We start from the raw sequence: 24196 nt of genomic DNA on the forward strand, positions 1-24196 counted from the left end.
GGGGCGGCCCCGTGCGGGCGATACTGTCTAGTAGGTCAAGTGGGAGAGTTCTCCATCGGAACAACCCACAAATGCACAGTTAAGAAGTGTTTATTGCAAAATATAAAGATAATCTCTTACTTCAACTAACGACTTTCCCAGACCGAAAAGTAACGGCACTATTCCAGGGCTCTATTTCCGGAGTAAGGTGCAGAGACCGAGACGCCAGCACTTGACGACATCAGATCAACCGTTCTACCACAGAAAAAGGGGGCAAAAAGCCCCCTTTAAACTGTCGCGCGGTAATGACCACTTCTTTCGCCGTCAACGATCCCTGGAGAGGCGCAGGATCAACTGCATCCGATCCTTGACCCCCAACTTGCGGAAGACTGCCCCGAGATGGGCCTTGACGGTTCGCTCGGTAATACCGAGCTCTCGCGCCACCAGCTTGTTGCTTTGGCCCTCCGCCACAGCCAGCGCAACATCCTTCTCGCGCTCGGTCAAACCTTCCAGCAAGTCGTGGTGCACGGCAGGCGCCCCACCCATGGCCTTGAAGACACCGCCCACCAGGCTGTCCATCAACTCGGGCCAAAGCCAGATGCCCCGGTGCCTCACCACGACATCGACCTGACGCAGCACTTCGGGGGTAGAAAGCGCGTGGACATAGCCCCTGGCGCCAGCGGTGAAGGCTTCATACGCTTCTGCGGAATGCGGGTTGAAGGACAGCACCGACACCAGCACTCCCTTGCTGGCCAAACGCGTGCACAGTCCCGTCCAGTCGCCGCCTTCAACCACTACCCAGGCGAGATCGCCCTTGACGGCATGATCGATGACACTGTGAGGAGCGACCACTTCCAGTTCACTGAAGGCATCATTCCAGCGCGGTACCTCGCTACTTCCTTGGTAGACCAGGTATCGAGTCATCACCGCTCTCCCATCGCGTTACCCCAGGCGCGCAGTACCGGCTTCAGCAGGAACTGCATCACCGTTCGCTTGCCGGTCAGGATATCCACCTGAGCGGTCATGCCCGGGATGACATCCACCGCTTCGGCTTCAGCGCTGTCTTCGGTTCGCACTCGAACCCGATAGTAGGTGTTTCCCTCTTCATCGGTAGTAGTGTCGGCGCTGATGTGCTCCAGCTGGGCATCCAACCCGCCATAGATGGAGAAGTCATAGGCCGTCAACTTGATGGTCGCAGGCAGGCCCGGGCGTAGAAACGCGATGTCCTGCGGCGCGATCTTGGCCTCGACCACCAGGGCGTCGTCTGTCGGGACGATATCGACCACCTCCTGACCGGGCTGAGCCACCCCGCCGATCGTATTGATCGCCAGACGCTGAACGACACCATCGACCGGCGAGCGTATCTCGGAGAGACGCACCCTGTCCTGAAGCCCCTCGCTGGACTCGTCCAGGGCCGACAGTTCACCCAGGGTCGCCGACAGCTCCTGACGCCACTCATTGCGCGCCTTCGCATCGACCTCGCGAAGCTCACCCAGCGCCTCCTGAATCGCCGACTCCAGCCGCGACACCTGAGCCGTCGCTTGATTGCGCTCACCACTCGCCCTGGAGACCTCACGCTGCAAGCGCAGCACTTCAACCTCTGAGACCGCCCCGCTGGACAGCAGAGGGCGCGTCATGTTGAGTTCCTGACTGGCAAGATTCAGCTCGCGACTGGCTGCGTTGCGACGCGCAGTCGCCTCGTTGAGCTCCGCCCGGCGCTGTGCCAGTCGCTCCTGCAGTATCTGCTTCTGCTCATCCAGCGTTTCCAGACTACTGTGGTATAGCTCGCGCTCACGGGAGACGATATTGGGCGCCTGCTCGATCAATGCCTCCGACGGAGAGAAGTCCGACCCGGTAGCCAGCGCCCTCAGTCGCTCGGCCTTGGCTTGCAGGGTTTCCGCCTTCGCCCGGTTCTCGTTGAAGTTCGAGAGAAAACGCGTCGGGTCGATGCGCATCAGCAGATCGCCGGTGGAAACAAAATCACCTTCGCTGACGCGAATCTCCTGAACCACGCCTCCATCGAAGCTTTGCACCCGCTGAAGCTGGCTGGAGGGTATGACCCTGCCGCTACCGCGTGTCACCTCATCGATCGGCGCAAAGCAGGCCCAGACGATTACGCAGATGATCGCTACGACAACCATGTACAGCATCAGCCTGGCGCGCAGAGGATCCTGCTGCATTCGCGCCCAGTCAGCGTCGCTCGCCCAATCTCTGTTGAGATGGGATGCGCTGACGCGACGCGCAAACAACCGGTCGATAAAGGGGCGAAAGACTTTGCCACCTTTGCGTGATACGCGACCGACGCCTTCGAATCCCTTCTGTTCGGCACTCTTGCTGGACATCAGCTGGCCCTCCCGATCTGGCCTTTGCGCAGCGCATCCATGACGCTGTCACGCTCACCATCTGCGACCACCTTGCCAGAGTCGATGACCACGATACGATCCACCAGCGACAGCAGTGACGTGCGGTGCGTCACCACCACCATCGTCTTGCCCCCAGCGTAATCCTTGAGGTTGCGCTTGAAGGCCTCCTCGCTGGCGTGGTCCATGGCGCTGGTCGGCTCATCCAGCAACAAGATCGCCGGATCGTGCACGATGGCACGCGCGATCGCTACCGCCTGCTTCTGACCACCCGAAAGCATCTGTCCGCCTTCGCCTACCTGCAGCTCGACGCCCTGAGGGTGTGTGCTGACGAGTCCATCGAGCCCACTGATACGGATGGCCTTGAGCAGCAGATCATCATCCACCCCTTCGCTGCCGGCACCGGCGATGATGTTGTCCTTCAATGAGCCGTAAAACAGACGCACGTCCTGAGGCACATAGCCGATATGTCGCCTCAACTGCAGGGGGTCAAACTGACGAATGTCCACATCGTCGATCAGTACCGCCCCCGACGTCGGCTGGTACAGACCGAGCAATAACTTCTGCAACGTGGTCTTGCCACAGCCGACTCGTCCCAGCAGCGCCACCTTCTGGCCTGGTGCTATCGACAGAGAGACGTCGCGAAGGCTGTCATTCTCGGCCTGGGGGTAGCGGAAGGTAACCTTGTCGAACTTCACCAGTCCCTTGACGGCGGGACGATCGATGTAGCTCTTTTCCTCACGTTCCACCGGCATTTCCATCACTCTATCCAACGACTCCAGGGCCGTGGCAGATTGATGATACTGAGCCAGCAGTGCGGCGGCCTGGCTGACCGGTGCCAGCGCACGAGACGAGAGCATATAGGCAGCGATCAGCCCACCCTGGGAAAGATTGCCGTCGATGATCAGATAGACGCCGATAAGGATGACGCAGATACCGACGGTATTCTGGGTCCACTGGGCGATACTGGTGACCGAGGTTCCGAGAAACTTCAGCTGAGCGCCGGTACGCGAAAGGAAGGCGCTGGCCTGCTCCCATTGCCCCTGAACTCGGCTCTCGCCCCGCAGCGTCTTGACCGTCTCGAGCTGGGAGACCGATTCCACCAGAGTAGCGTTACGTTGCGCCCCTACCTTCAGGGTGGTTTCCGACAAGTCGTGCAGCTTTCCCTGGGCACCGAGGGCGTAGAGCAAGATAAACAGCACGCCAACCACGATAGGAATGACCAGTGCAGGTCCTATCAGGCCAATGATGGCGATGAACATCAGAACGAACGGCAGGTCCACCATGGCGATCACGGTGGCGGAGCCGATAAAGCTCCGAACCGACTCGAAGGATTGCAGCATCGAGACAAAGGAACCGGTCGAGGCAGGCTTGGCCTCCATCCGCATCCCCATGACGCGAGACATGATACGCGACGAGAGCTTGACGTCAGCTCGACTGGCCGCCAGATCGACAAAGCTCGAACGCATCAACCTGAGCGTTAAGTCGAATGCCAGTACGATCAGGGCACCGATGGACAACACCCACAGCGTCTCGGTGGCGTGATTGGGCACCACGCGGTCATAGACATTGAGAACGAACAGGGGCATCGCCAGGGCGAAGATGTTGATGGCGACGGAGCCCAGTATCACGTCACGGTAAAGGCGTCTGTTTTCCTTGATCACGCTCCAGAACCAATGCCCAGAACGTTTCTCGTTGACATCCTTCGACCGGGCGTCGAAACGGAACCGCGGCCGCGTATAGATCGCCGTCCCGCTGTAACGTTCGTGAAGCTCGTCCAGCGAGATTTCTACCGACGCCTGCCCCAATTCGGGGTAAATCACCTGCGCGGTACGCGCCTTGACGTCGATATCCAGCAAGGCGCAGGCGCGCCCCGGCTCCAGCAACAGCACGACAGGAAATAGCGCAGGGTTCAACTGAACGAGGCGACTCTTGACGAGTCGCGCCGTCAGCCCGGCACGTTCCGACGCCCGGGGAAATATCCCTGGCGTCAGTGCGCCATCTTCCAACGGCAGGCCCGCTGTCAGGGAATCCGCACTGACATCATGCTCGTGATAGTGAGCAATCGACAGCAGCACTTCCAGCAACTCATCCTTGACTGGGCCTCTGTCTTCGTCCTGCTCCTGCGCTTCAGGTGTTGTAAATTCTGCTTCATCCGCAACTCGTGAATCGTCCACGTAAACCTCTCTGTCGGCCGATGGCTGTACCAGAACGCCCTTTCCGTGCGACCCGGCCTATCATCCCTGCTGTCGTCACGGCTTCCTTTGCGGCAATGCAAGGACCAGAACGTGGCAGTTGCATCCATATTCCGGGAAATGGCGTCCCCGAGAAGCGAGGACGCGATCATCCACTGAGCTTCTAGCCCTCCAGGCCGCGACCGTGTTCCCCTCGTGCCCAGGCAAGGGACACACTGTCATCACCGGCGGAACCAGGCAATGCCCCCATGTCCAGATTCTCGCCACTGCGTTCAAGTGTGATCTCCACTCGACGGTTCTGGCGACGACCTTCGACGGTGTCGTTGGACTGAACAGGCCGATGCGAGCCATAGCCCCGGGTTTCAATCAGCGAAGCACTGACGCCCTGACTGACCAGGTACTGGCCCACCGCTGCCGCTCGATTACGCGACAGTGGATCATTGATGGCATCGGTACCCGAGATGTCCGCATGGCCAGCGATGAATACCCGGACCAGGTCGTTACGGCCACGGATACGGTCGGCCAACGCACTCAGTTCCTGCTTGGCGCTCGCGCTCAGCACGTAGCTGTTGATCTCGAACAGAGCGTCCGCAGGCATGACGACGTCCGGAGCCCGTGTGGAGCCGGTGAGCTCCTCGATGCTGTAGGACCGCGGACCTACCGCCGGACAGACGATATCCGGCGTGATCGACACACCGTTGCTGTCCAGCTCGGCGAGGCTTGGCAGTCCATCCTTGCGCACCTCCAGCACCTCCAGCAGGCTACCGGTGGCACGCAGGGTGCGCGCATCTGCCAGAGCGACGTCATACTGCGCGTTCACATAGGCACGACTCGCCTCGAAATACTCGTTCTCGATGTCCAGCAGGTCGAGCAGCGAACGCTGACCGATATCGAACTGCTGCTTGTAGGCTCCGCGTACGCGATCGGTCGTCTGACGGTGCTCGTTCAGGTATTCCAACTGGTCGCGCAGACGACGGGTGTCGTTGTAGGCGATGGTGGTGGTCTGACGAATGTCGACGCATGCCTTGTCACGCAGATTGACCGCCTGCTCGACGCGATCACTGGCGGCGCGGAACGACGCCAGGTCGCTGCCGCCGCGATACAGATTGAGGCTACCCACCAGTTCGATGCTGTGACGGTCTTCATGATCATTGTCGGAAATGAAGTCGCCGTCGGTGTCACTGCCCTTGTAGGTACCACTGCGGCCCACCAGGTCAAGCCTGGGATGGAAGGGCGACTTGGTGCCTTCACGCTCGGCGCGGGCGGCCTCGATGTTCTCGATGGCGGCATGGAAGTCCGGGTTACCCTCGTAGGCTAGCTGCAACGCCTGGGCGACGTCAGCGGGTAGCTGCTCGGCGAAGGTCGGCGCCGGCGCCAACGCTTCCGGCGGCAATTCCCCCACCAGACGCTGGAATCGCGCAGACACATCGTGCAGGTTGGAGGCTTCGGTGATCAGGTTCGATTCGGCCAGTGCCAGACGACCGCTGATCTGCTCCAGGTCGACACGACGACCGGCACCTGACAGAGCGCGGGCCTCGATCTGCTGGTAGACCTCCAGGTGCTTCTGATAGTTGTCCTGGGCCAGGCCCACCAGGCGACGGTAACGCTGAACATCAAGATAGGCATTAGTTGCGTCCAACGCCGCGTCCTGACTCGCCCCCAGCAGCTCGTAGTAGCGTACCAGTTCTGCCCGGCTCAGACGCTCGACCTCACTGGCGGTGGCGAAGCCGTCATAGATCATCTGGTTCAGCGTCACCTCGACATAGTCGGTGTCGTAGCTGCCCTGTTGATCGTTCTGACGATCCTCGAGGCCGACGCCTGCATTGACGTCAATCTGAGGCAGATAGCCCCCAAAGGCCACCCGCTCATCGTGGCCCGCCGCCTGGAAGCCATTCCAGGCCGCTAGCACCTCAGGATTGGTATTGATGGTCTGCTCCACGACGTCACGCAGGGTCGCCGCACCGGGCGATGTCGTGCCAGGCGGCAATGTCTGCGCGTCCTGGGCCATGACTCCTGACCCCATCAGCATTGACGTAGAGGCCAATGCGATGGCACTGACCAGCGGCCGCACCATGGAAGAGCGAGGTTCTCGGCGGATCGTTTTCATTCGTGTTCCCTTAATTATCAATGGCCGCAGCCAGTACAGTTGAATCTAGTACCAACGAACTAGCCCAACAACCCCGGATTCTGCAGGACCAGCCGTGCTGCTTCGGCGCTACCATTCTCATCATCCCCGGGATGGGCGAGCAGTTTCCCTGTAGCGCCGATTGTCGAGCGCTTCCCCAACGCTGCTAACATCCCATCCAGCCACAACTACTGTTACAACTACAATCCTCTCACATTCGAACACATTCGGTAACATCTCGTCATTCAATGTCATCATGGTCAGGCAAGGCACCACTTGACAGAATCCACAACATCGCCCTACCGCAAACCTGTCCCGTAGCAGTCCACAAACATGCTATCGTAATCCCTTGGATCAAGCGCCTAGCCAAGGAGTCACCGATGGCCTCATCCGAAATTCAAAAAACCCGTGTCATCAATGAATTGACCGGCTTTATCAAAAAGTTGCTGCAGGACCCCAAGGTCCTGGAGACCTCTCTAGAGATCGCCCGCCGGCACCTGGAAAGTGGCAGCGATAGTGGCGTCATGGCCGACATTGCCAACGAAATCTCGGACACCACCAGCATTCATATCCCTGACAGCGCCGAGGAGCACTCCGAAGCCGACCGGCTCTTCCTGGAGCTTCTCAAAGAGGTCGTACAGGAAGAAAAAGCGCTGTACTGACGCATTTTTTCCTCTTTTTTTCCTGCCCCCCGCCGATCGCCCCCCTGCCGTCGGCGGAATCTCGAAGATCTCCATCAAACTTGATCTGGATCAAGGTTACTATTCTTACATCGTAGTTTCGGCGTTCACACCATGGAATATCGTCTTTCCCTTTCTGCCGACATCGCCACCAAGTCCGCCTCGGTGAGACGCCACATGGGTCGCTGCCTGGCCACCAATCTGCGCAATGCACTCAGGCGCCAGGAGCCCAAGACCAAGGTCGTTGCCCAATGGGACCATCTGGTCGTAAGACTTCCGCGGGAGCTTTCTCGCGGCGATCGTCTGGCACTGGAAGCGAGCATGACCCGGATACCGGGCGTTCAGCGCGCGGCCAGGACACGTAACAGGCCGCTTGGGGACTGGCGGAACACCATCGAACAACTGGCGTGCGAACGGGCATCGGACATCGAAGGCAAGCGCTTCAAGGTCAAGGTCAAGCGCAAGGGACATCACGACTTCGGTTCGGTGGAGGTAGAGCGTGCGCTGGGCGCAGCGCTGCTCGCCCACGCTGCTGATGCCAGGGTCGACCTGAGCACCCCCGAGTTAGTGATGCCACTGCGGATCGATGGCGACACCTTGATCGAGGAAGTCGACCTTGGGCCGGCCCTCGGTGGCTTTCCACTAGGCACCCAGGGAGAGGCACTGGTACTGATGTCCGGGGGTTATGACTCCCCGGTGGCGGCCTATCGGATGCTCAGGCGCGGCATCAAGTGTCAGTTTGTCCTCTTTCGTTTTGGCGGACAGGAACAGGAAGGCGCGGTCAAGGCGCTGACCCGAGACCTGTGGCAACGATACAGCGCCTCCCATAAGGCCAACTTCATCACCGTTCCCTTCGAGGAAGTGGTCGAGACACTGCGTCGCGAGGTACCTGATGGCCTGGTGTCGCTGGTGCTCAAGCGCTTGATGATCGAGGCCGCCGCAAGAGTCGCGCAGCGCGCGCGCATCCCCGCCCTGGTGACAGGAGAGGCGATCGCCCAGGTATCGAGCCAGACACTGACCAATCTCGGCCTGATCGACCGCGCCAGCCACCTGCCGGTGTTGCGACCGCTGCTGACCGATGACAAGCAGACCATCATCGATGAAGCCCACCGGATCGCTACCGCTGAGGCGTCGAGCCGAATGCCCGAGTACTGCGGCGGGATGTCCAGCCGCCCCAGGGTCAAGGCGTCGCTGAAGGAACTTCAGGTGGCAGAGGCCGGACTACCGGCCGACCTGCTGGATCGCGCCCTGGCCAGCGCCACTCGCCAGCCTGTCGATGCGCCAGTATCCAAAGGCGTCAGCGCACCCTCCCAGGAGCCTCTGGCAGAAGTCTCCTTTGGAGGGCTCCACGACTTCGCCCGAACGGCGACCCGGGTCATCGATGTGCGGCCCCCGGACGACGTCGAGCGCCGTCCGCTTGGGCCACTCGCCTGCCCCGTCGATCATATTCCCTTCTATGAACTGGCGACCCGCAGCGATGCGCTTGATCCCGACACCCGCTATCTCCTCTACTGTGACCAGGGCGTCATGAGCCGCCTCCAGGCGCTGCACCTCAAGGACCGAGGCCTTGAGCATGTCGGCCTGCTGGTGGCGTCCTCCTGACAATGCACCGTCTGCACAACGGCTTTTTCATGGCTGCGCCCAAGCACGATAGCGGATGCACACGACCTCGATCCTAGCTACAATCGTCGCCTGATTTTCAACGGGATATCACGTCACACCATGTCCATCACCGCACCCGACAAGCGCCAGATTCTGGTCACCAGCGCCTTGCCCTACGCCAACGGCGCCATTCACCTGGGCCACCTGCTGGAGTACATCCAGACGGATATCTGGGTGCGGTTCCAGAAGAGTCGCGGCCACCAGTGCCACTACGTCTGCGCCGATGACGCCCACGGCACCGCGATCATGCTGCGTGCCGAGCAGGAGGGCATCACCTCCGAGGCGCTGATCGACCGAGTATCCCGCGAACACCAGCAGGATTTCGCCCGTTTCGGCGTGGCCTTCGACAACTACCACTCGACCCACTCCGAGGAAAACCGCCACTTCAGCGAGCTTATCTATAAGCGCCTGCGCGACAAGGGGCACATCGCCACCCGTGACATCGAGCAGATGTACGATCCGGTCAAGGGTCTGTTCCTGGCCGATCGTTTCATCAAGGGCACATGCCCCAAGTGCCACACCGCGGATCAGTACGGCGACAACTGCGAGGCCTGCGGTGCCACCTATACCCCTGCCGAGTTGATCGATCCGGTATCGGCGATCTCCGGCGCCACCCCGGAAGTCCGCAGCTCCACCCACTACTTCTTCAAGCTGCCTGACTTCGCCGACTTCCTCAGTGCCTGGATCAAGGACGACCATGTCCAGCCGCAGATCCGCAACAAGCTGATGGAATGGTTCGAGTCCGGCTTCAACGAGTGGGACATCAGCCGCGACGCGCCCTACTTCGGCTTCGAGATTCCTGACGCGCCGGGCAAGTACTTCTATGTCTGGCTGGACGCTCCGATCGGCTACCTGGCGAGCTTCAAGAACCTGTGCGAGCGTGAGGGGCTGGACTTCGACAGCTACTGGGAGCGCGATTCAAAGGCCGAGGTCTACCATTTCATCGGCAAGGACATCGTCTACTTCCACGCCCTGTTCTGGCCGGCGATGCTGCACGGGGCCGAGATGCGCACCCCCACCGCAGTCAACTGCCACGGCTTCGTCACGGTCAACGGCGCCAAGATGTCCAAGTCACGCGGCACCTTCATCAAGGCCGCGACCTACGCCGAGCATCTCAATCCCGAGTACCTGCGCTACTACTTCGCCGCCAAGCTCACCTCCCGGGTCGATGACCTCGACCTGAACCTCGAGGACTTCGCGCTCAGGGTCAATGCCGACCTGGTGGGCAAGGTGGTCAACATCGCCAGCCGCTGCGCCGGTTTCGTCAAGAAGCTCGGAGGTGGGCAGCTGTCGACTCACTGCGCCGAGCCGGACATGCTGGCACGCTTCATCGCCGCCGGTGACGAGATCGCCGACTACTATGAACAGCGGGAGTTCGGCCGCGCCATGCGCAAGGTGATGGAACTGGCCGACGAGGCCAACAGCTACATCGCCGACCAGGCCCCCTGGGTGCTGGCCAAGGAGGCAGGCCGCGAGCAGGAAGTGCTCGACATCTGCTCCATGGGAATCAACCTGTTCCGTCAGCTGATGGTCTACCTGGCCCCGGTCGTACCGGCCATGGCCGAACAGGCCAGACTGTTCATGAATCTCGACACCCTCGACTGGAACAGCCGCGAGACCTGGCTGGGCGATCACCCCGTCAACAAGTTCAAGCCGCTGATGACCCGGGTCGAGAACGATCGTATCGATGCCATGATCGAAGCATCGAAGGAGGATCTGGTGGAAGAACAGAAGCTCAAGGAAACGCCCAAGGGACCGCTGGCCGAGACGCCGATCGCCGACGAGATCAGCTTCGACGACTTCGCCAAGGTGGACCTGCGTATCGCCCGCATCGCCAAGGCGGAATACGTCGAAGGGGCCGACAAGCTGCTCAAGCTGTCGCTGGATCTCGGCGGCGAAAGCCGCCAGGTCTTCGCCGGCATCCGTCGCGCCTATTCGCCGGAGGCTCTCGAAGGCAAGCTGACCGTCATGGTGGCCAACCTGGCACCGCGCAAGATGCGCTTTGGTGTTTCCGAAGGCATGGTGCTGGCGGCTGGCAACGACGACGGCATCTATCTGCTCGAACCCCACAGTGGCGCAGAACCCGGCCAGCGGGTCAGCTAAGGGGTTCCATCACGCCCATGCGCCGGCGGGACCCTGCCCGCCGGCCGTTACCTCGTGCATTCCATGACCGACGTTCTTCTCGTCCTCGTCAGTACCGCCCTGGTCAACAACTTCGTGCTGGTGCAGTTTCTCGGGTTATGCCCTTTCCTGGGGGTGTCCTCGAAGCTGGAATCGGCGCTGGGCATGTCCCTTGCCACCACCTTCGTACTGACCCTGTCATCGGCGGCCAGTCACCTGCTGCACCGTTATCTGCTGGTGCCGCTGGATCTTGAGTACCTGCGCACCATCGCCTTTATCGTGGTGATCGCCGTGGTAGTCCAGGCCACCGAGGTCATGGTCCGCCACCTGAGCCCCCTGCTGCATCGGGTGCTCGGCATCTTCCTGCCTCTGATTACCACCAACTGCGCGGTGCTGGGCGTGGCGCTGCTGAGCCTGGGTCGCGACGGCGGCTTCTTCGATGCGCTGCTGTACGGATTCAGCGCCGCTCTGGGCTTCTCGCTGGTGTTGATCCTGCTGGCGGCCATGCGCGAACGCCTGGCGGGCGCCGATGTACCGCGCCCGTTTCGCGGTGCAGCCATCGCCATGATCACTGCCAGCCTGATGTCGCTGGCCTTCATGGGCTTCACCGGACTTGCCACCGGGGGCTCCCCATGAGCCTGACGAGTCTTGTCGGCGTGGTCCTGATGGTCGCACTGATCGGTGTCTGCGGCGGACTGCTGGGCTGGCTGAACCGTCGCTTCAAGGACGGCGAGGATGGCCTGGTGGAGCAGATCGACGCCCTTTTGCCCCAGACCCAATGTGGCCAGTGTGGCTATCCCGGCTGTCGGCCCTACGCCGAAGCCGTCGAGCAGGGAGAGGCCATCAATCGCTGTCCACCGGGCGGCGAGGCAACCATCCTCGAGTTGGCCGAACTGCTTGGTCGGGAACCTCTGGCGCTCGACGGCGACGCCGACGATACCCCCCGGGTGGCCTTTATTCGGGAAGATGAATGCATCGGCTGCACCAAGTGCATCCAGGCCTGCCCGGTGGACGCCATCCTCGGTGCCTCGAAGATGATGCACACGGTCATCGCACACGAATGCACCGGCTGTGATCTGTGTATCGCTCCCTGTCCGGTGGACTGCATCGACATGCTGCCAAGAGAGCCACAACCCCACTGGACCGCCGGCATCATCGCCAGCGACCGCACCACGGAGACGCTTCATGGCAGTACTTGAGCGGCTCTGGCGATCACTGGCGGCGGGTACCCGGCCCGCTGGCGGCGTGCTGCCCCCTACCCGCAAGTCGCAGACCCGTGACCTGGGCATACGCACGCCGCCGCTACCGGCCAGGGTGACATTGTTGCTGGAAGATGGCCGCGACCAGCCCTGGCGAGAGGTCCAGCCCATCGTCAAGCCAGGCCAGTACGTGCGTGCCGGCGAGCCAGTGGCACGCGCCGTCGGCCATCTGGCGCTGCCGGTGCACGCCAGCATCTCGGGACACGTCAGCGCGCTGTTCATGCACGACGAGGCGGACGCCGGCGGACAACACCCGCCCGCCGTGGTGATCGAGGCCGACGGCGCTTCACAGCACCACTGGCTGCCGCCGCTCGACTGGCAAGGCGCGGCCCCCGACGAGATCATCCAACGGATTGCCGACGCCGGCATCGCCGGCATGGGCGGCGGCGGATTTCCGGCCCATCTCAAGGTCCGCGCGGCACGCCAGGCGGGCATCGATACCCTGGTGGTCAACGCCGCCGAGTGCGAACCCTACCTGAGCGCCGATGACCAGACACTGCGCCAGCACACCGACCGGGTGCTGCTCGGTGCAGCAATGGTGGCCCATGCCACCGGGGCCGCCTCTATTGTCATCGGCATCGAAGACGACAAGCCCGAGGCGGCCAGCGCCGTGCGGGCCCGGCTAAACGAGTTGCCCTGTCCGGCACGACTCGAGGTGATCCCCACCCGCTACCCCAGCGGCGGCGAGCGCCAGCTGATCGAGCGCCTGCTGGGCCGCCGTCTCACCTCGGACCAGCTGCCGGTGGACGCCGGCGTGCTGTGTCACAATCCCGGGACCCTGGCGGCCATCCACGACGCGGTGGCGCTCGGCAAGCCGATGATCGAGCGCACCCTGACCCTGGCGGGCCGAGCACTGGCACGCCCCGGCAATGTCACCGCGCGCCTGGGCACCGCCATCGACTACCTGCTGCAGGACGCCGGCCTCGATCGCGCCAGATTGTCTCGGGTGATCGAAGGCGGGCCGATGATGGGCCAGGCGATCGAATCGCTTGACCAACCCATCACCCAGACCACCAACGGCCTGATCGCCGCTGACGCGACTGAACTGCCGACGCCGCCCCCCGCACGCCCCTGCATCCGTTGCGGCGACTGCCAGCCGGCCTGCCCGGCGGGCCTTGCCCCTCAGCAGCTGTGGTGGCACGCCCAGGCAGGCGAAGACCACAAGGCCGAGGCCAACGGCTTGTTCGACTGCATCGAGTGCGGCGCCTGCGATTACGTCTGCCCCAGCCACCTGCCGCTGGCCAACGGCTTCGGCGAGGCCAAGCAGCGCCTGCGCATCGCGCGCGCCGAGAGCGACCGGGCCGACCAGGCCCGCCACCGCTTCGAGGCACGCCAGGCCCGCGAGCAGCGCGAGGCGGCCGAGCGTGAAGCACGTCGCCAGGCCCGTCGTCAGGCCGCCACCCGGCGCGGCCAGCAGCGCGACGCAAGCAGCGCCAAGGATAGCTCAGCCGACGCCAAAGGAACCGCCAGCGTCGCGGACGTGCGTGGCCTGCGCATCGCCCAGGCAGCCGCCAAGGCCGCGGCACGCAAGGCTGAGAAGGCGCTGGAGCGCGCCGCCCAGCAGCAGCAATCGGCGGATGTCCTCGCCGACCTCGAGACTCAGCTGGATACCGCCAGACAGCACCTCGCCGCCGCCGATGCACGACTCAAGGCCGCCCGTCAGGAGGAAACCCGGCCATGAGCCACCTTCACCGCCACACCAGCGCAGACAGCGCTCGCCGTGGACACGACAGCGCTACCTTGATGCGTCGGGTGACGCTGGCCTGCCTGCCCGGACTCATCACCCAGAGCTGGTTCTTCGGCCTTGGCGTCGTCACCAACGTCATCACCGCAGCGGCCTGCTGTGTGCTGATCGAGGCGATGATGCTGGTGGCGCGTCGGCGGCCCGTCTCGCCAACCATCGCTGATGGCAGCGCCCTGTTGACCGGGGTACTGCTGGGTGCGGCGCTGCCGGCGGGCACCAGCCTGTGGCTGATCCTGATCGGCTCGCTTGCCGCCGTGGCGGTGGCCAAGCACCTTTACGGCGGGCTCGGCCAGAATCTGTTCAACCCCGCCATGGTGGGCTACGCCCTGCTGCTGGTGTCCTTCCCCACCCAGATGAGCCTGTGGCCCGCACCCTCGGGGCTATTCGGCCCCGACGCCGTCGAGCCCTCGACCTGGCTGGCACGCTGGCTGGGCCAGCACCCACCAGCCGCACTGGATGCGCTGAGCGGTGCCACACCGCTGGACGCCTACCGCCATCGCGCCGCAGACGCCAGCCTCGCCGAGCTAGTGGCACCAGCGGCGCTGGAGGCCTGGCGCAACGTCGCCCTGGCCTGGCTGGCCGGAGGTCTTTACCTGCTCTACCGCCGGCTGATCGACTGGCGCCTGCCGCTGTCCATGCTCGCCTCCATGGCCTTGCTCGCCTGGCTGTTCGATCGGCTGTCGGCCAGCGGCGGAGTCGGCTTCCACCTGCTCGGGGGCGCGACCATGTTCGGCGCCTTCTTTATCGTCACCGACCCGGTCAGTGCCGCCAGCGGTCGTCGTGCACGCCTGGCTTATGGTGCCGGCATCGGCGCCCTGACGATGATCATCCGTGCCTACGGCGGCTACCCCGACGCCGTTGCCTTCGCCGTGCTGCTGATGAACCTCGCCGCCCCCCTGCTCGACCAGCTGGTGCCCGACCGGCCATCGAATGCTCGAGCCACCCGGAGGCACAACGATGACGGCTAGCCAGCGACCCGCCTTGGTCAAGAGCGCTGATGGACGACCGCCTCACTTGGAAAGCACTGATAAACTGCGCTGATGAATAGCCCTGATAGCAACACGTCGGCTCCGCGAACACTGGCCGTGAAACTTGCCCTGTTCGCCCTGGTAACCCTGGGTGCGGTCAGCCTGACCCAGGCACTCAGCGAGGGGCGTATCGAGGCCAATCGCCAGGCCCACCAGGACGCCCTGCTGGAAAGCCTGGCGCCTCAGGGCACCGCCAGGCTGGTGCCGGCGCCGGCCGGTGACCAAGGCTGGCAGGCGCTGGACGAAAGCGGCACGCTGCTCGCCACCCTGCAACCCACTTCAGCGCTCGGCTACGCAGGCCCCGTCGAGGTGCTGGTGGCACTGACACCGCAGCGGCGTGTCACGGCAGTGCGCGTCGTCGATCACCGCGAGACGCCGGGGCTTGGCGACGCCATCGAGCGCCGCAAGGGCCCCTGGGTCGATCAGTTCGAAGGCCTCGCGCGCCGCCAGCTCGACCTGGCCCCGCAGGGCGCCATCGAAGCCCTGACCGGTGCCACCATCACCTCTCGCGCCGTCATCCAGGCGGTGAACGAAGCGGTGCTGGCTGCCGGGTCGCCGCGTGATACGCCAGATGCCAGTAACCAGGAGCCCAGCCCATGACCCGCAGCGACGCTCGCGACATCGCCATCAAGGGGCTGTGGAGCAACAATCCCGCCCTGGTCCAGTTGCTCGGCCTGTGTCCGCTACTGGCCGTCACCGGCAGTGTGGTCAATGGCCTGGGGCTCGGGATCGCCACCCTGGGGGTGATGCTCGGCGCCAGCGCCTCGGCCTCGGCGCTGCGCCACCAGGTACGCCCTGAGGTACGCCTGCCGGCCTTCGTGTTGATCATCGCTGCCTTCGTGACCTGCGTCGAACTGGCCATGGCGGCGCTGGCCTACGAGCTCTACCAGGTGCTCGGCATCTTCCTGCCGCTGATCGTCACCAATTGCGCCATCCTGGCTCGGGTCGAGGCCTTTGCCTCCCGCCAACCGCTCAAGCCGGCCCTGTTCGACGCCCTGATGAACGGCCTCGGCTTCTCTCTGGTGCTGGTGTTGATCGGGGGTATCCGCGAACTGCTGGGGCAAGGCACCCTGTTCGCCGGCATGGACCTGCTGCTGTGCGACGCAGCCGGTGATTGGACACTGCACCTGCCGGGTGATGGCGGCATGCTGTTTCTGGTGCTGCCGCCAGGCGCCTTTCTGATCACCGGGCTGCTGATCGCCGCGAAGAACGCCATCGACGACGCCGTGAAGCGCCGACGCCCGGCGCCGACCCGGACGCCCAGGGACGAACGCCGGGTGCGGGTTACCGGAGTCGTGCGCTGAAGATCCGCCCGGCCTGGCCCGCTGTCGATTCAGCCCCTGGCTTGCCAACCAAAGAGACGAGCATGAACGCTGCCAAACGCCACGAGATCTTTACCCGCCTGCGGGCCCACAATCCCGAGCCGACCACCGAGCTCAACTGGAGCACACCGTTTGAACTGCTGGCCGCGGTACTGCTGTCGGCGCAGGCCACCGACGTCGGCGTCAACAAGGCCACCGCTCGCCTGTTCCCGGTGGCCAACACACCCCAGGCGATCATCGATATCGGGATCGACGCGCTCAAGGAACACATCAAGACCATCGGCCTTTTCAACACCAAGGCCGAAAACCTGATGAAGACCTGCCATCTGCTGATCGAGCGCCATGGCGGCGAGGTCCCGGCCACCCGTCCGGCGCTGGAGGCCCTGCCCGGGGTCGGACGCAAGACCGCCAACGTGATACTCAACACCGCCTTCGGCCAGCCCACCATCGCCGTAGACACCCACATCTTCCGGGTCTCCAACCGCACCGGCATCGCCAAGGGCAAGAACGTGGTGGAGGTCGAGGAACGGCTGGTGCGCCACGTGCCCCGTGAGTTTCGCCAGGACGCCCATCACTGGCTGATCCTCCATGGCCGCTATACCTGCGTGGCGCGCAAGCCACGCTGCGGCAGCTGTGTCATCGAGGATCTGTGCGAGTTCAAGGACAAGACCGACATCTAGACCTTGCATGGGCCGCGACTGCACCCAGCGACGGTTTTCGCTCGTCCTGGCCCCCAGCACCACAGGCGAAAGCGCTCGCCGGCGAAAGCGCCCATCACCAAGGATGCGTGCCGGAAGCCGGAAGCCGAAAGCCGAAAGCCGAAAGCCAGGCAAATTACGCCAAAGTTCAAGCGCAGCCGGCGGCCAGACGCGTTAGCCTGAGGGCCCAAGTCTCAACATGAGCGGTTAACGATGCAGGAAGTGCTACAGCAACTCTGGATTCCGCTGGCCATGGCCGTGAGCTTCGGCGCCTTCACCGGCTCGCTGTTCCGGCTAAGTGGCCGCCCGGGCTCCGAGCGGCCTCTGATGTTCCCGGTGCTTGGCCTGCTCGGCGGCCTGACCGCCTTCATGATCCACCAGGTGCTGGTGTGGACGGTGGGCGCGCCGACCTGGCTGTTACCGATCCTGGTAGTGCTTCAGGTCTGGCTGTGGCTCGGGCCGCTGGGGCCGAAGATCCCCCGCCGCGAACAGGACCCACGAGAATGATCGTCTCCCCGTCAGACTGACGACCACAAGAGGCGCCCCTGCCATGGCAGGGGCGCCTCTTTTATCGCCAATGCCTTCACACTAGGGTGAGCCCACAGGGCCTGGACCGAGAACCGTCACCGAGCGCAGGCATAATTCCAGGATTTCTACGAAAAGTCGGCGAGCGCAGGCACTTTTCATGCAAGCCCTATTGGCGAGTGGACGGGCACGGCGCCCCGCAGGGCGCACAGGCGCTGGCGTCACGCTGGTTCAGCGAGGTTCGAGCGTGGCCGTCGCCCATGTTGAAGGCGAAGGTGGGACTGGCCAGGTGGTCGGCCATGATCAATACCAGAATCGCCAGCAACAGACCGATGACGCGGCTTCGATGATAGGCGGCTTTCATGGGAATCACCTTGAACAATGGATCAGTGGGTCGGTCGATCAGTTGGGCAGTCGGAACCAGGGGCGCAGGCGAATCCCCACCAGCGAGCCGACGAAGGCGCAGGCGAACCACACCCAGGCGTGCAGGCTGCCCGAGGCCAGTCCCGAAAACAGCGCGCCGATATTGCAGCCGAAGCCCAGGCGGGCACCGTAGCCCAGCAGCAGGCCGCCGATGACCGCCGCCAGGAACTGACGTCCCTCGATGGGCTTGCGGCTGGCTTCATTGAAGCGATTGGCCAGACCCGCCGCCAGCATGGCACCCAGCAGCAGACCGAAGTTCATCACCGAGGTGATGTTGACCAGCACCGAATCGGCCAGCGCCATGGCCGGGTAGTCCCAGGTCCAGAACTCGAACTGACTCATGTCCACGCCGATGGCCTGCAACGCCTTGGCACCCCAAAGATTGAAGGCGAAGGTGATGCCCCAGGGCGCCCCGCCGATGGCCAGGGTCAGGGTGTTGCCGATCGCCAGCACCAGGATCGCCCAGACGAAGGGCCAGCGTCCCTGCACCAGGGTGCGCAGCACCCCGCCTTCGGCAGGTGCCAGGCGCAGCTCGGAACGTTCCAGCGAACCGTGGGCGCGGCGTTCCACGCGATTGACCCACAGCATCACCAGCGCCAGTCCCGCCCACTGTACCGCGATGGCGCCGAAGACACCGACACTGTCGATCAGGCTGACAGGATCCAGGCTCGGCAGGTCGAGCCACCACGGCAGGTGGATCGAACCGACCACCGCACCGATGATGAAGAACGCAAGTGTCACCAGCATGCGCAGGTTGCCGGCGCCGACGGTAAACAGCGTGCCTGAGCCACAGCCTCCACCCAACTGCATGCCCAGGCCGAACACGAAGGAGCCCACCACCAGCGAGGTGCCGATGGGCGCCACCGCCCCCACCATGCCGGGCTCACCGCTGCCGAGCAGCGGAATCATCAGCGCAGAGGTCAGTGCAAACAGGATCAACTGGGCACGCATGCCGGCGCCGCGACGCTTGGTGACCAGGTTGCGCCAGCCGGCGGTAAAGCCAAAGGCCCCATGGTAGAGCGCCATCCCCAGCGCGATACCGACGCCGAACAGCGCCACCAGGAAAGGAGCGGTCTCGAGCCACACCAGCCCGCCCAGGATCAGCATCCCGGCCAGGGCCACGCCGACGACGAAACGATCGACAGGAAGGCGGCCCTGGACGGGGGCCGCAGCGGAAGTCTGTGTCATGGTAGTGATCTACTCGTGATGAGAGGGCCACGCCGGCGACCCGGGGTCGGCGGCGTGGCGATAGCGTCAAACCCTGCCATCCAGCAACAGGTCCGGCACGGACGCAGAAGCGAGGCAACGACAACGTAGCAAAGGCGCAGCAATTGCGCGAAATCGACGCTTTAACAAGGCGCCAACCGGAGCCTCAGGGCAACCGGAGCCTAAGGGCGATCAGTCGTCGCCAAGGCCCAGGGCGTCGAGCACCTTGCCCAGTCCCTGCTTGGCCACCGCCAACGGGCGTGACTCGTCCTGGGTCCACTCGGCCATGGATCCGTCATACAGGGCCACATTGTCGAAGCCGGCGATTTCGCTGAGCACGAACCAGTCGGTGGCGGCCCAGTGGCCGGTGTTGCAGAAGGCCACGGTCTTGGCGCTGGCGTCCAGCTCGGCCGCCTGTATCCGCGAGGTCACCTGGGCGGTGTCCAGACGCCAGGCGCCGCCATCGTTGGCCAGCAGGCTCTGGTGAGGCAGGTTCAAGGCACCCGGGATGGTGCCAGGAGCCGCCGCCGCCGGCGACTGATTGTCCCCCTTGAAGTAATCCTCGGGGCGAGCGTCGACCAGCTGCCCCTGGGACTCCCGTGCGGCCTCGACCTCTTCGGTGGTGGCCAGCAGTGACTCGTCCAGGGCGCCCTCGAAGCGCACCGGGTCGGGATATTCGACGGGGCCACTGACGACCTCCAGCCCCTGTTCCTTCCAGCCCGCAAAGCCACCGTCGAGGATCGCCACCTGGTCATGGCTGAGTACCTTGAAGGTCCAGTAGACCCGTGCCGCGCTGCCGAAGTCGGTGGCACCGGTGCCCGCCGGCACCAGCACCACGGTATCGTCGTTGTCGATACCGAGCCCACCGATCAGCCGCTGTAGACTCGACACCGGCGGCATCACCCCGGTGACGCCGTCACGGCTCTCGCGCCAGCCGTCTTCGGTATAGCTCGAGTACAGGCTGCCTGGGATATGGGCGTCTTCGAAGCTCGAGCGATCGCCGCCATTGTCGATGCTGGAGCGAATGTCCAGCACCACCAGATTGTCGTTGTCCAGATGCTCGCTCAGCCAGGCGGGGCTGACCAGCGGATCGACCTCAAGCGCCTGGGCGGAGCCTGCCACCAGCAAGGCACCGGCAAATGTCAGGGACCTCAGCATGATCTTGACCTCCTAGGTGGGTGTTGACGCCCATTATCCCGCTCGGAGCAGCAAACTCAATATGCTTGCAATGAATAATAATTTTCACGCTCATAACTTGCCGACATGAATATTCGCTCCAGCGAATGCCGAGCAACGGAGCAGGCGCAATGCCTTGTCAGGCAAGGCGCTTGGTAGCACATCCCTCGTGCACGCTCCTACTGTCACGCTCCTCATGCAATGTCCTTCCCACAAGGTGCTTGCCATAAGGTCCTTCGGCCATTCCCACAGGATCCTTTCTGCCAGATGATGCGCGAGCGGCCTTCCGCACCAGGTTACAGTGACAGTTCGCCTCCCCGTTCGACGGCGCGGACATAGCCGGGCCGTTGGCGACAGCGCTCGACAAAGGCGCCAAGCTGCGGGTGGTCGCCGAGCTGGCCACGACCTTCCAGCGCCAGCAGCGGGAAGCTCATCTGTATGTCTGCGGCACTGAAGCGCTCGCCAGCGAACCATTCTCGCCCTTCCAGGCTGTGCTCCCAGAAGTCCATCAGACGGCGGATCTCCGGCCCCAGATACTGCTTGCGCACGCCCTCGGCAAAGAGCCGGCCCAGGGGCCGCATCAGCGCCGGCACCGGCGGTTTGCCGAGCCGGCTGAACACCAGATTCATGACCAGTGGCGGCATGGCCGAGGCCTCGGCGTGGTGCATCCAGAACACGAAGTCGGTGGTGTCGGCGCTTGACGGCTCCGGCCACAGTCGATGCTCGGTATCGAAGCGCCTGAGCAGGTAGTCGATGATGGCGCCGCTCTCAGCCACCACGCGGCTACCTGCGTCTTCATCGGTGATCACCGGGGACTTGCCCAGCGGGTGCACCTGCTTGAGTGCGGCGGGTGCCAGCATGGTCTTCGGATCTCTGGCGTACTGGCGGATCTCGTAGTCCACGCCCAGCTCTTCCAGCAGCCAGACGATACGCAGCGAACGCGAATTTTCCAGATGGTGCACGACGATCATGGAGCTCTCCTTGGAACGAGTCATGCCTTGAGGCGGGTCTTTCCCTGAGACAGGCAATGGCCTGAGGTGTGGCTCTCCCCGACATGGGCTGGGGCGTGTTAGATGGGCTGACGGGCGCGGCGACGACCTGCCTGAAACAACCGCCCCACAGACACAAACGGCGCCCCGGAGGGCGCCGTTGTCGCGGTGAGCAATCAGCGCGGTTCGAACATCTCGTCGCCGACTTCATCGATGTAGCGTTCGGCCTTCTGACGCATCAGGGCGTCACAGGCTTCCCGCCCCGGCACCAGGTCAGAACGCTCGAACCGATGCTCCAGGGTCTCGCCGCCCTCGATGGGCTTGCGGATGACACCGCTGACGCGGAACTGACCGCCCTGCTCCTCGGGTTGCGAGATGATCAGGTAACCACGGTACTCGACCGCTTCGGCCTCGGGCGCGGCGCGGGACGACGACTTGCCGTCCCCCTTGAACAGCGCTCCGAACAGTTGCTTCAGCATGGGAACTCCTTTGGCCTGTCGCGCGACGTTACCACTCAGTCCTGACGACGACCCTTGCCGGCAGCGATGCGCAGACGCAGGGCGTTGAGCTTGATGAAGCCTTCGGCGTCCTTCTGATCGTAGGCGCCCTGGTCATCCTCGAAGGTGGCGATGGACTCGTCGAACAGCGACTCGTCGGAGCGGCGACCGGCGACGATGGCGTTGCCCTTGTAGAGCTTCATGCGCACCACACCGGAGACGTTCTTCTGGGTCTCGTCGATGGCCGCCTGCAGCATGCGGCGCTCGGGGCTCCACCAGTAGCCGTTGTAGATCACCTCGGCGTACTTCGGCATCAGCTCGTCTTTCAGGTGGGCCTCTTCGCGGTCGAGTGTCAGCGACTCGATGGCGCGGTGAGCACGCAGCATGATGGTGCCCCCGGGCGTTTCGTAGCAGCCGCGGGACTTCATGCCGACGTAGCGGTTCTCGACGATGTCGAGACGGCCGATACCATTGTCGCCACCCAGCTTGTTGAGCTTCTCGAGCACCTCGTGGGGCTTCATCGGCTCGCCGTCGATGGCCACGATGTCACCCTTGTCGAAGGTCAGCTCGACGTAGGTCGGGGTATCCGGGGCGGCCTCCGGCGACACGCTCCAGCGCCACATGTCTTCCTCGGCCTCGGCCCAGGGATCCTCGAGGATGCCGCCCTCGTAGGAGATATGCAGCAGGTTGGCGTCCATGGAGTACGGCGACTTCTTCTTCTTGCTGAAGTCCACCGGAATATCGTGCTGCTGGCAGTAGGCCATCAGCTTCTCGCGGGAGTTGAGGTCCCACTCGCGCCACGGGGCGATCACCTTGACGCCGGGCTTGAGCGCATAGCCGCCAAGCTCGAAACGCACCTGATCGTTGCCCTTGCCGGTGGCGCCGTGAGAAATCGCGTCGGCACCGGTCTGGTTGGCGATCTCGATCAGGCGGCGGGCGATCAGCGGACGGGCGATGGAGGTGCCCAGCAGGTACTCGCCCTCGTAGATGGTGTTGGCGCGGAACATCGGATACACGTAGTCGCGCACGAATTCTTCGCGCAGGTCCTCGATGTAGATTTCCTTGACGCCCAGGGCCTCGGCCTTGGCACGGGCAGGCTCGACTTCCTCGCCCTGACCGATGTCAGCGGTGAAGGTCACCACCTCGCAGTCGTACGTTTCCTGCAACCACTTGACGATGACGGATGTGTCCAGTCCGCCGGAATAGGCGAGCACGACCTTCTTTACATCGGACATGCTAGGGGCTCCTTCTTGTAACCAACCATGGTGTGACCAACGCATTCGCGGCGCGAATAACGCCCGAAGAGCGCCGATTATAGCGTGCATCTGGGGTGCCGAATACCGGCCACGGGACGCCGCTGCCCCAAACTGCTAGACTTTCGCCGTTTCGGCCTGCCGACAGCAGGCCCCCTGACCCCACACGGCCCGACTAAGGAGAGGTGCATGAGCGAGCTGATCGCCCGCGAACTCATGGCGCAACGTTTTCGCAGTTTTCTGCCGGTGGTGGTGGATATCGAGACCGGCGGCTTCAACCCGGAATCCGACGCCCTGCTGGAGATCGCCGCCGTCACCCTGACCATGGACCCGGAAGGCAACCTGTTGCCCGACGCCACCTTCGCCTACCACATCGAACCCTTTGCCGGTGCCAATGTGGAGCAGGCAGCGCTGGATTTCACCGGCATTCGCCTCGATGACCCGCTGCGCAAGCAGGTGGCGGTCAGCGAGTCCGAGGCGCTTGGCGAGATATTTCGACCGGTGCGCAAGGCGATCAAGGCCCACGGCTGTACCAGAGCCATCCTGGTGGGCCATAACGCCGCCTTCGACCACGGCTTTCTCAACGCCGCGGTCAATCGCTGCGAGATCAAGCGCAATCCCTTCCACCCCTTCTCGAGCTTCGACACCGCCTCGCTTGCCGGTCTGGTCTACGGCCAGACCGTGCTCGCCCGAGCCTGTCGCGCCGCCGGTATCGAGTTCGACAACAACGCCGCGCACTCGGCCCGCTACGACACCGAGCGCACCGCCGAGCTGTTCTGCGCCATGGTCAATCGCTACAAGGACCTGGGAGGATGGCGGCTGGCCCAGCAGGAGCAAGGCATGGAAGAGGATTGATCCCCTTCGGCCACTAAAGTCTCAAGACGATAAAGGCCCCGATGGTCGATGACCATCGGGGCCTTTATCGTAGGTGCGAAGCTTTCGCGGCAGCCGGTC

At 63.6% G+C, this 24196-nt stretch carries 22 protein-coding genes; 12 read left to right on the forward strand and 10 right to left on the reverse strand.

Annotated elements, in window-relative coordinates; translation table 11 throughout:
• Positions 1 to 303 precede the first annotated feature (303 nt).
• The 4 genes from NFG58_RS10545 to NFG58_RS10560 all read right to left on the reverse strand — a co-directional run bounded on the left by NFG58_RS10545 (position 304) and on the right by NFG58_RS10560 (position 6641).
• Entirely contained in the window at positions 304 to 903 is a 600-nt protein-coding gene (locus NFG58_RS10545) for a response regulator transcription factor (protein WP_045993759.1), read from the reverse strand.
• Positions 903 to 2321: an HlyD family type I secretion periplasmic adaptor subunit gene (locus NFG58_RS10550; RefSeq protein WP_045993760.1), complete on the reverse strand. Its 1419-nt coding sequence runs from the start codon at positions 2319 to 2321 to the stop codon at positions 903 to 905. The genes NFG58_RS10545 and NFG58_RS10550 overlap by 1 nt, the downstream gene beginning before the upstream one ends.
• Positions 2321 to 4426: a type I secretion system permease/ATPase gene (locus NFG58_RS10555; protein WP_108133366.1), complete on the reverse strand. Its 2106-nt coding sequence runs from the start codon at positions 4424 to 4426 to the stop codon at positions 2321 to 2323. Before NFG58_RS10555 ends, NFG58_RS10550 begins: the two co-directional genes overlap by 1 nt.
• A gap of 271 nt (positions 4427 to 4697) precedes the next feature.
• Complete coding sequence (locus tag NFG58_RS10560; protein ID WP_249742783.1) at positions 4698 to 6641, reverse strand: TolC family outer membrane protein; 1944 nt, start codon at positions 6639 to 6641, stop codon at positions 4698 to 4700.
• Positions 6642 to 7039: 398 nt separating this feature from the next.
• Between NFG58_RS10560 and NFG58_RS10565 the strand changes: the two genes are divergently transcribed.
• From NFG58_RS10565 to NFG58_RS10615, 11 genes are all read left to right on the forward strand, one after another.
• Positions 7040 to 7321, forward strand: a complete 282-nt coding sequence (locus NFG58_RS10565; RefSeq protein ID WP_045994775.1) for a hypothetical protein — start codon at positions 7040 to 7042, stop codon at positions 7319 to 7321.
• Between the two features lie 132 nt (positions 7322 to 7453).
• Positions 7454 to 8941, forward strand: a complete 1488-nt coding sequence (thiI, locus tag NFG58_RS10570) for a thiazole biosynthesis protein (protein WP_348826433.1) — start codon at positions 7454 to 7456, stop codon at positions 8939 to 8941.
• 120 nt (positions 8942 to 9061) lie between these two features.
• Positions 9062 to 11104, forward strand: coding sequence for a methionine--tRNA ligase (metG, locus tag NFG58_RS10575; protein ID WP_045994777.1), 2043 nt, complete (start codon positions 9062 to 9064; stop codon positions 11102 to 11104).
• A 63-nt stretch (positions 11105 to 11167) separates the two neighbouring features.
• The gene (gene rsxA, locus NFG58_RS10580) at positions 11168 to 11758 is read left to right on the forward strand and encodes an electron transport complex subunit RsxA (RefSeq protein ID WP_045994778.1); all 591 of its coding nucleotides are present in this window, start codon (positions 11168 to 11170) and stop codon (positions 11756 to 11758) included.
• Positions 11755 to 12321 carry an electron transport complex subunit RsxB gene (gene rsxB, locus NFG58_RS10585; RefSeq protein ID WP_222569481.1) on the forward strand — a complete coding sequence of 189 codons (567 nt, stop codon included), beginning with the start codon at positions 11755 to 11757 and terminating at the stop codon, positions 12319 to 12321. The genes rsxA and rsxB overlap by 4 nt, the downstream gene beginning before the upstream one ends.
• Complete coding sequence (gene rsxC / locus NFG58_RS10590; protein ID WP_348826435.1) at positions 12308 to 14062, forward strand: electron transport complex subunit RsxC; 1755 nt, start codon at positions 12308 to 12310, stop codon at positions 14060 to 14062. Before rsxB ends, rsxC begins: the two co-directional genes overlap by 14 nt.
• Positions 14059 to 15093, forward strand: coding sequence for an RnfABCDGE type electron transport complex subunit D (locus NFG58_RS10595; RefSeq protein ID WP_348826437.1), 1035 nt, complete (start codon positions 14059 to 14061; stop codon positions 15091 to 15093). Before rsxC ends, NFG58_RS10595 begins: the two co-directional genes overlap by 4 nt.
• Before the next feature lie 117 nt (positions 15094 to 15210).
• Positions 15211 to 15753 (forward strand): RnfABCDGE type electron transport complex subunit G, encoded by a 543-nt coding sequence (locus tag NFG58_RS10600; RefSeq protein WP_348826439.1) that lies wholly within the window; start codon positions 15211 to 15213, stop codon positions 15751 to 15753.
• Positions 15750 to 16457 carry an electron transport complex subunit E gene (locus NFG58_RS10605; RefSeq protein ID WP_348826440.1) on the forward strand — a complete coding sequence of 236 codons (708 nt, stop codon included), beginning with the start codon at positions 15750 to 15752 and terminating at the stop codon, positions 16455 to 16457. Before NFG58_RS10600 ends, NFG58_RS10605 begins: the two co-directional genes overlap by 4 nt.
• Positions 16458 to 16519: 62 nt before the next feature.
• The gene (gene nth, locus NFG58_RS10610) at positions 16520 to 17155 is read left to right on the forward strand and encodes an endonuclease III (protein ID WP_108133358.1); all 636 of its coding nucleotides are present in this window, start codon (positions 16520 to 16522) and stop codon (positions 17153 to 17155) included.
• Between the two features lie 231 nt (positions 17156 to 17386).
• Positions 17387 to 17680, forward strand: a complete 294-nt coding sequence (locus tag NFG58_RS10615) for a hypothetical protein (RefSeq protein ID WP_045994784.1) — start codon at positions 17387 to 17389, stop codon at positions 17678 to 17680.
• Positions 17681 to 17867: 187 nt separating this feature from the next.
• On the opposite strand, the gene NFG58_RS10620 is transcribed toward NFG58_RS10615, so the two are convergent.
• The 6 genes from NFG58_RS10620 to NFG58_RS10645 form a co-directional block, all read right to left on the reverse strand.
• Positions 17868 to 18062, reverse strand: coding sequence for a hypothetical protein (locus NFG58_RS10620; RefSeq protein WP_045994785.1), 195 nt, complete (start codon positions 18060 to 18062; stop codon positions 17868 to 17870).
• A gap of 38 nt (positions 18063 to 18100) precedes the next feature.
• Positions 18101 to 19309 carry a YeeE/YedE family protein gene (locus tag NFG58_RS10625; RefSeq protein WP_348826442.1) on the reverse strand — a complete coding sequence of 403 codons (1209 nt, stop codon included), beginning with the start codon at positions 19307 to 19309 and terminating at the stop codon, positions 18101 to 18103.
• Between the two features lie 210 nt (positions 19310 to 19519).
• Positions 19520 to 20485, reverse strand: coding sequence for a sulfurtransferase (locus NFG58_RS10630; RefSeq protein WP_045994787.1), 966 nt, complete (start codon positions 20483 to 20485; stop codon positions 19520 to 19522).
• A 314-nt stretch (positions 20486 to 20799) separates the two neighbouring features.
• A complete protein-coding gene (locus NFG58_RS10635) occupies positions 20800 to 21474 on the reverse strand; it encodes a glutathione S-transferase (protein ID WP_222569477.1) in 675 nt (224 codons plus the stop codon).
• A 194-nt stretch (positions 21475 to 21668) separates the two neighbouring features.
• Positions 21669 to 21971, reverse strand: a complete 303-nt coding sequence (locus NFG58_RS10640; RefSeq protein ID WP_045994789.1) for an HlyU family transcriptional regulator — start codon at positions 21969 to 21971, stop codon at positions 21669 to 21671.
• Between the two features lie 35 nt (positions 21972 to 22006).
• Positions 22007 to 23224 carry an argininosuccinate synthase gene (locus tag NFG58_RS10645; protein ID WP_045994790.1) on the reverse strand — a complete coding sequence of 406 codons (1218 nt, stop codon included), beginning with the start codon at positions 23222 to 23224 and terminating at the stop codon, positions 22007 to 22009.
• 207 nt (positions 23225 to 23431) lie between these two features.
• On the opposite strand from NFG58_RS10645, the gene rnt reads away from it, so the two are divergent.
• Positions 23432 to 24097 carry a ribonuclease T gene (rnt, locus tag NFG58_RS10650; RefSeq protein ID WP_045994791.1) on the forward strand — a complete coding sequence of 222 codons (666 nt, stop codon included), beginning with the start codon at positions 23432 to 23434 and terminating at the stop codon, positions 24095 to 24097.
• Positions 24098 to 24196: the final 99 nt, after the last annotated feature.

The sequence above is a fragment of the Halomonas sp. RT37 genome (assembly GCF_040070525.1).
Taxonomy (GTDB): Bacteria; Pseudomonadota; Gammaproteobacteria; order Pseudomonadales; family Halomonadaceae; genus Halomonas; species Halomonas litopenaei.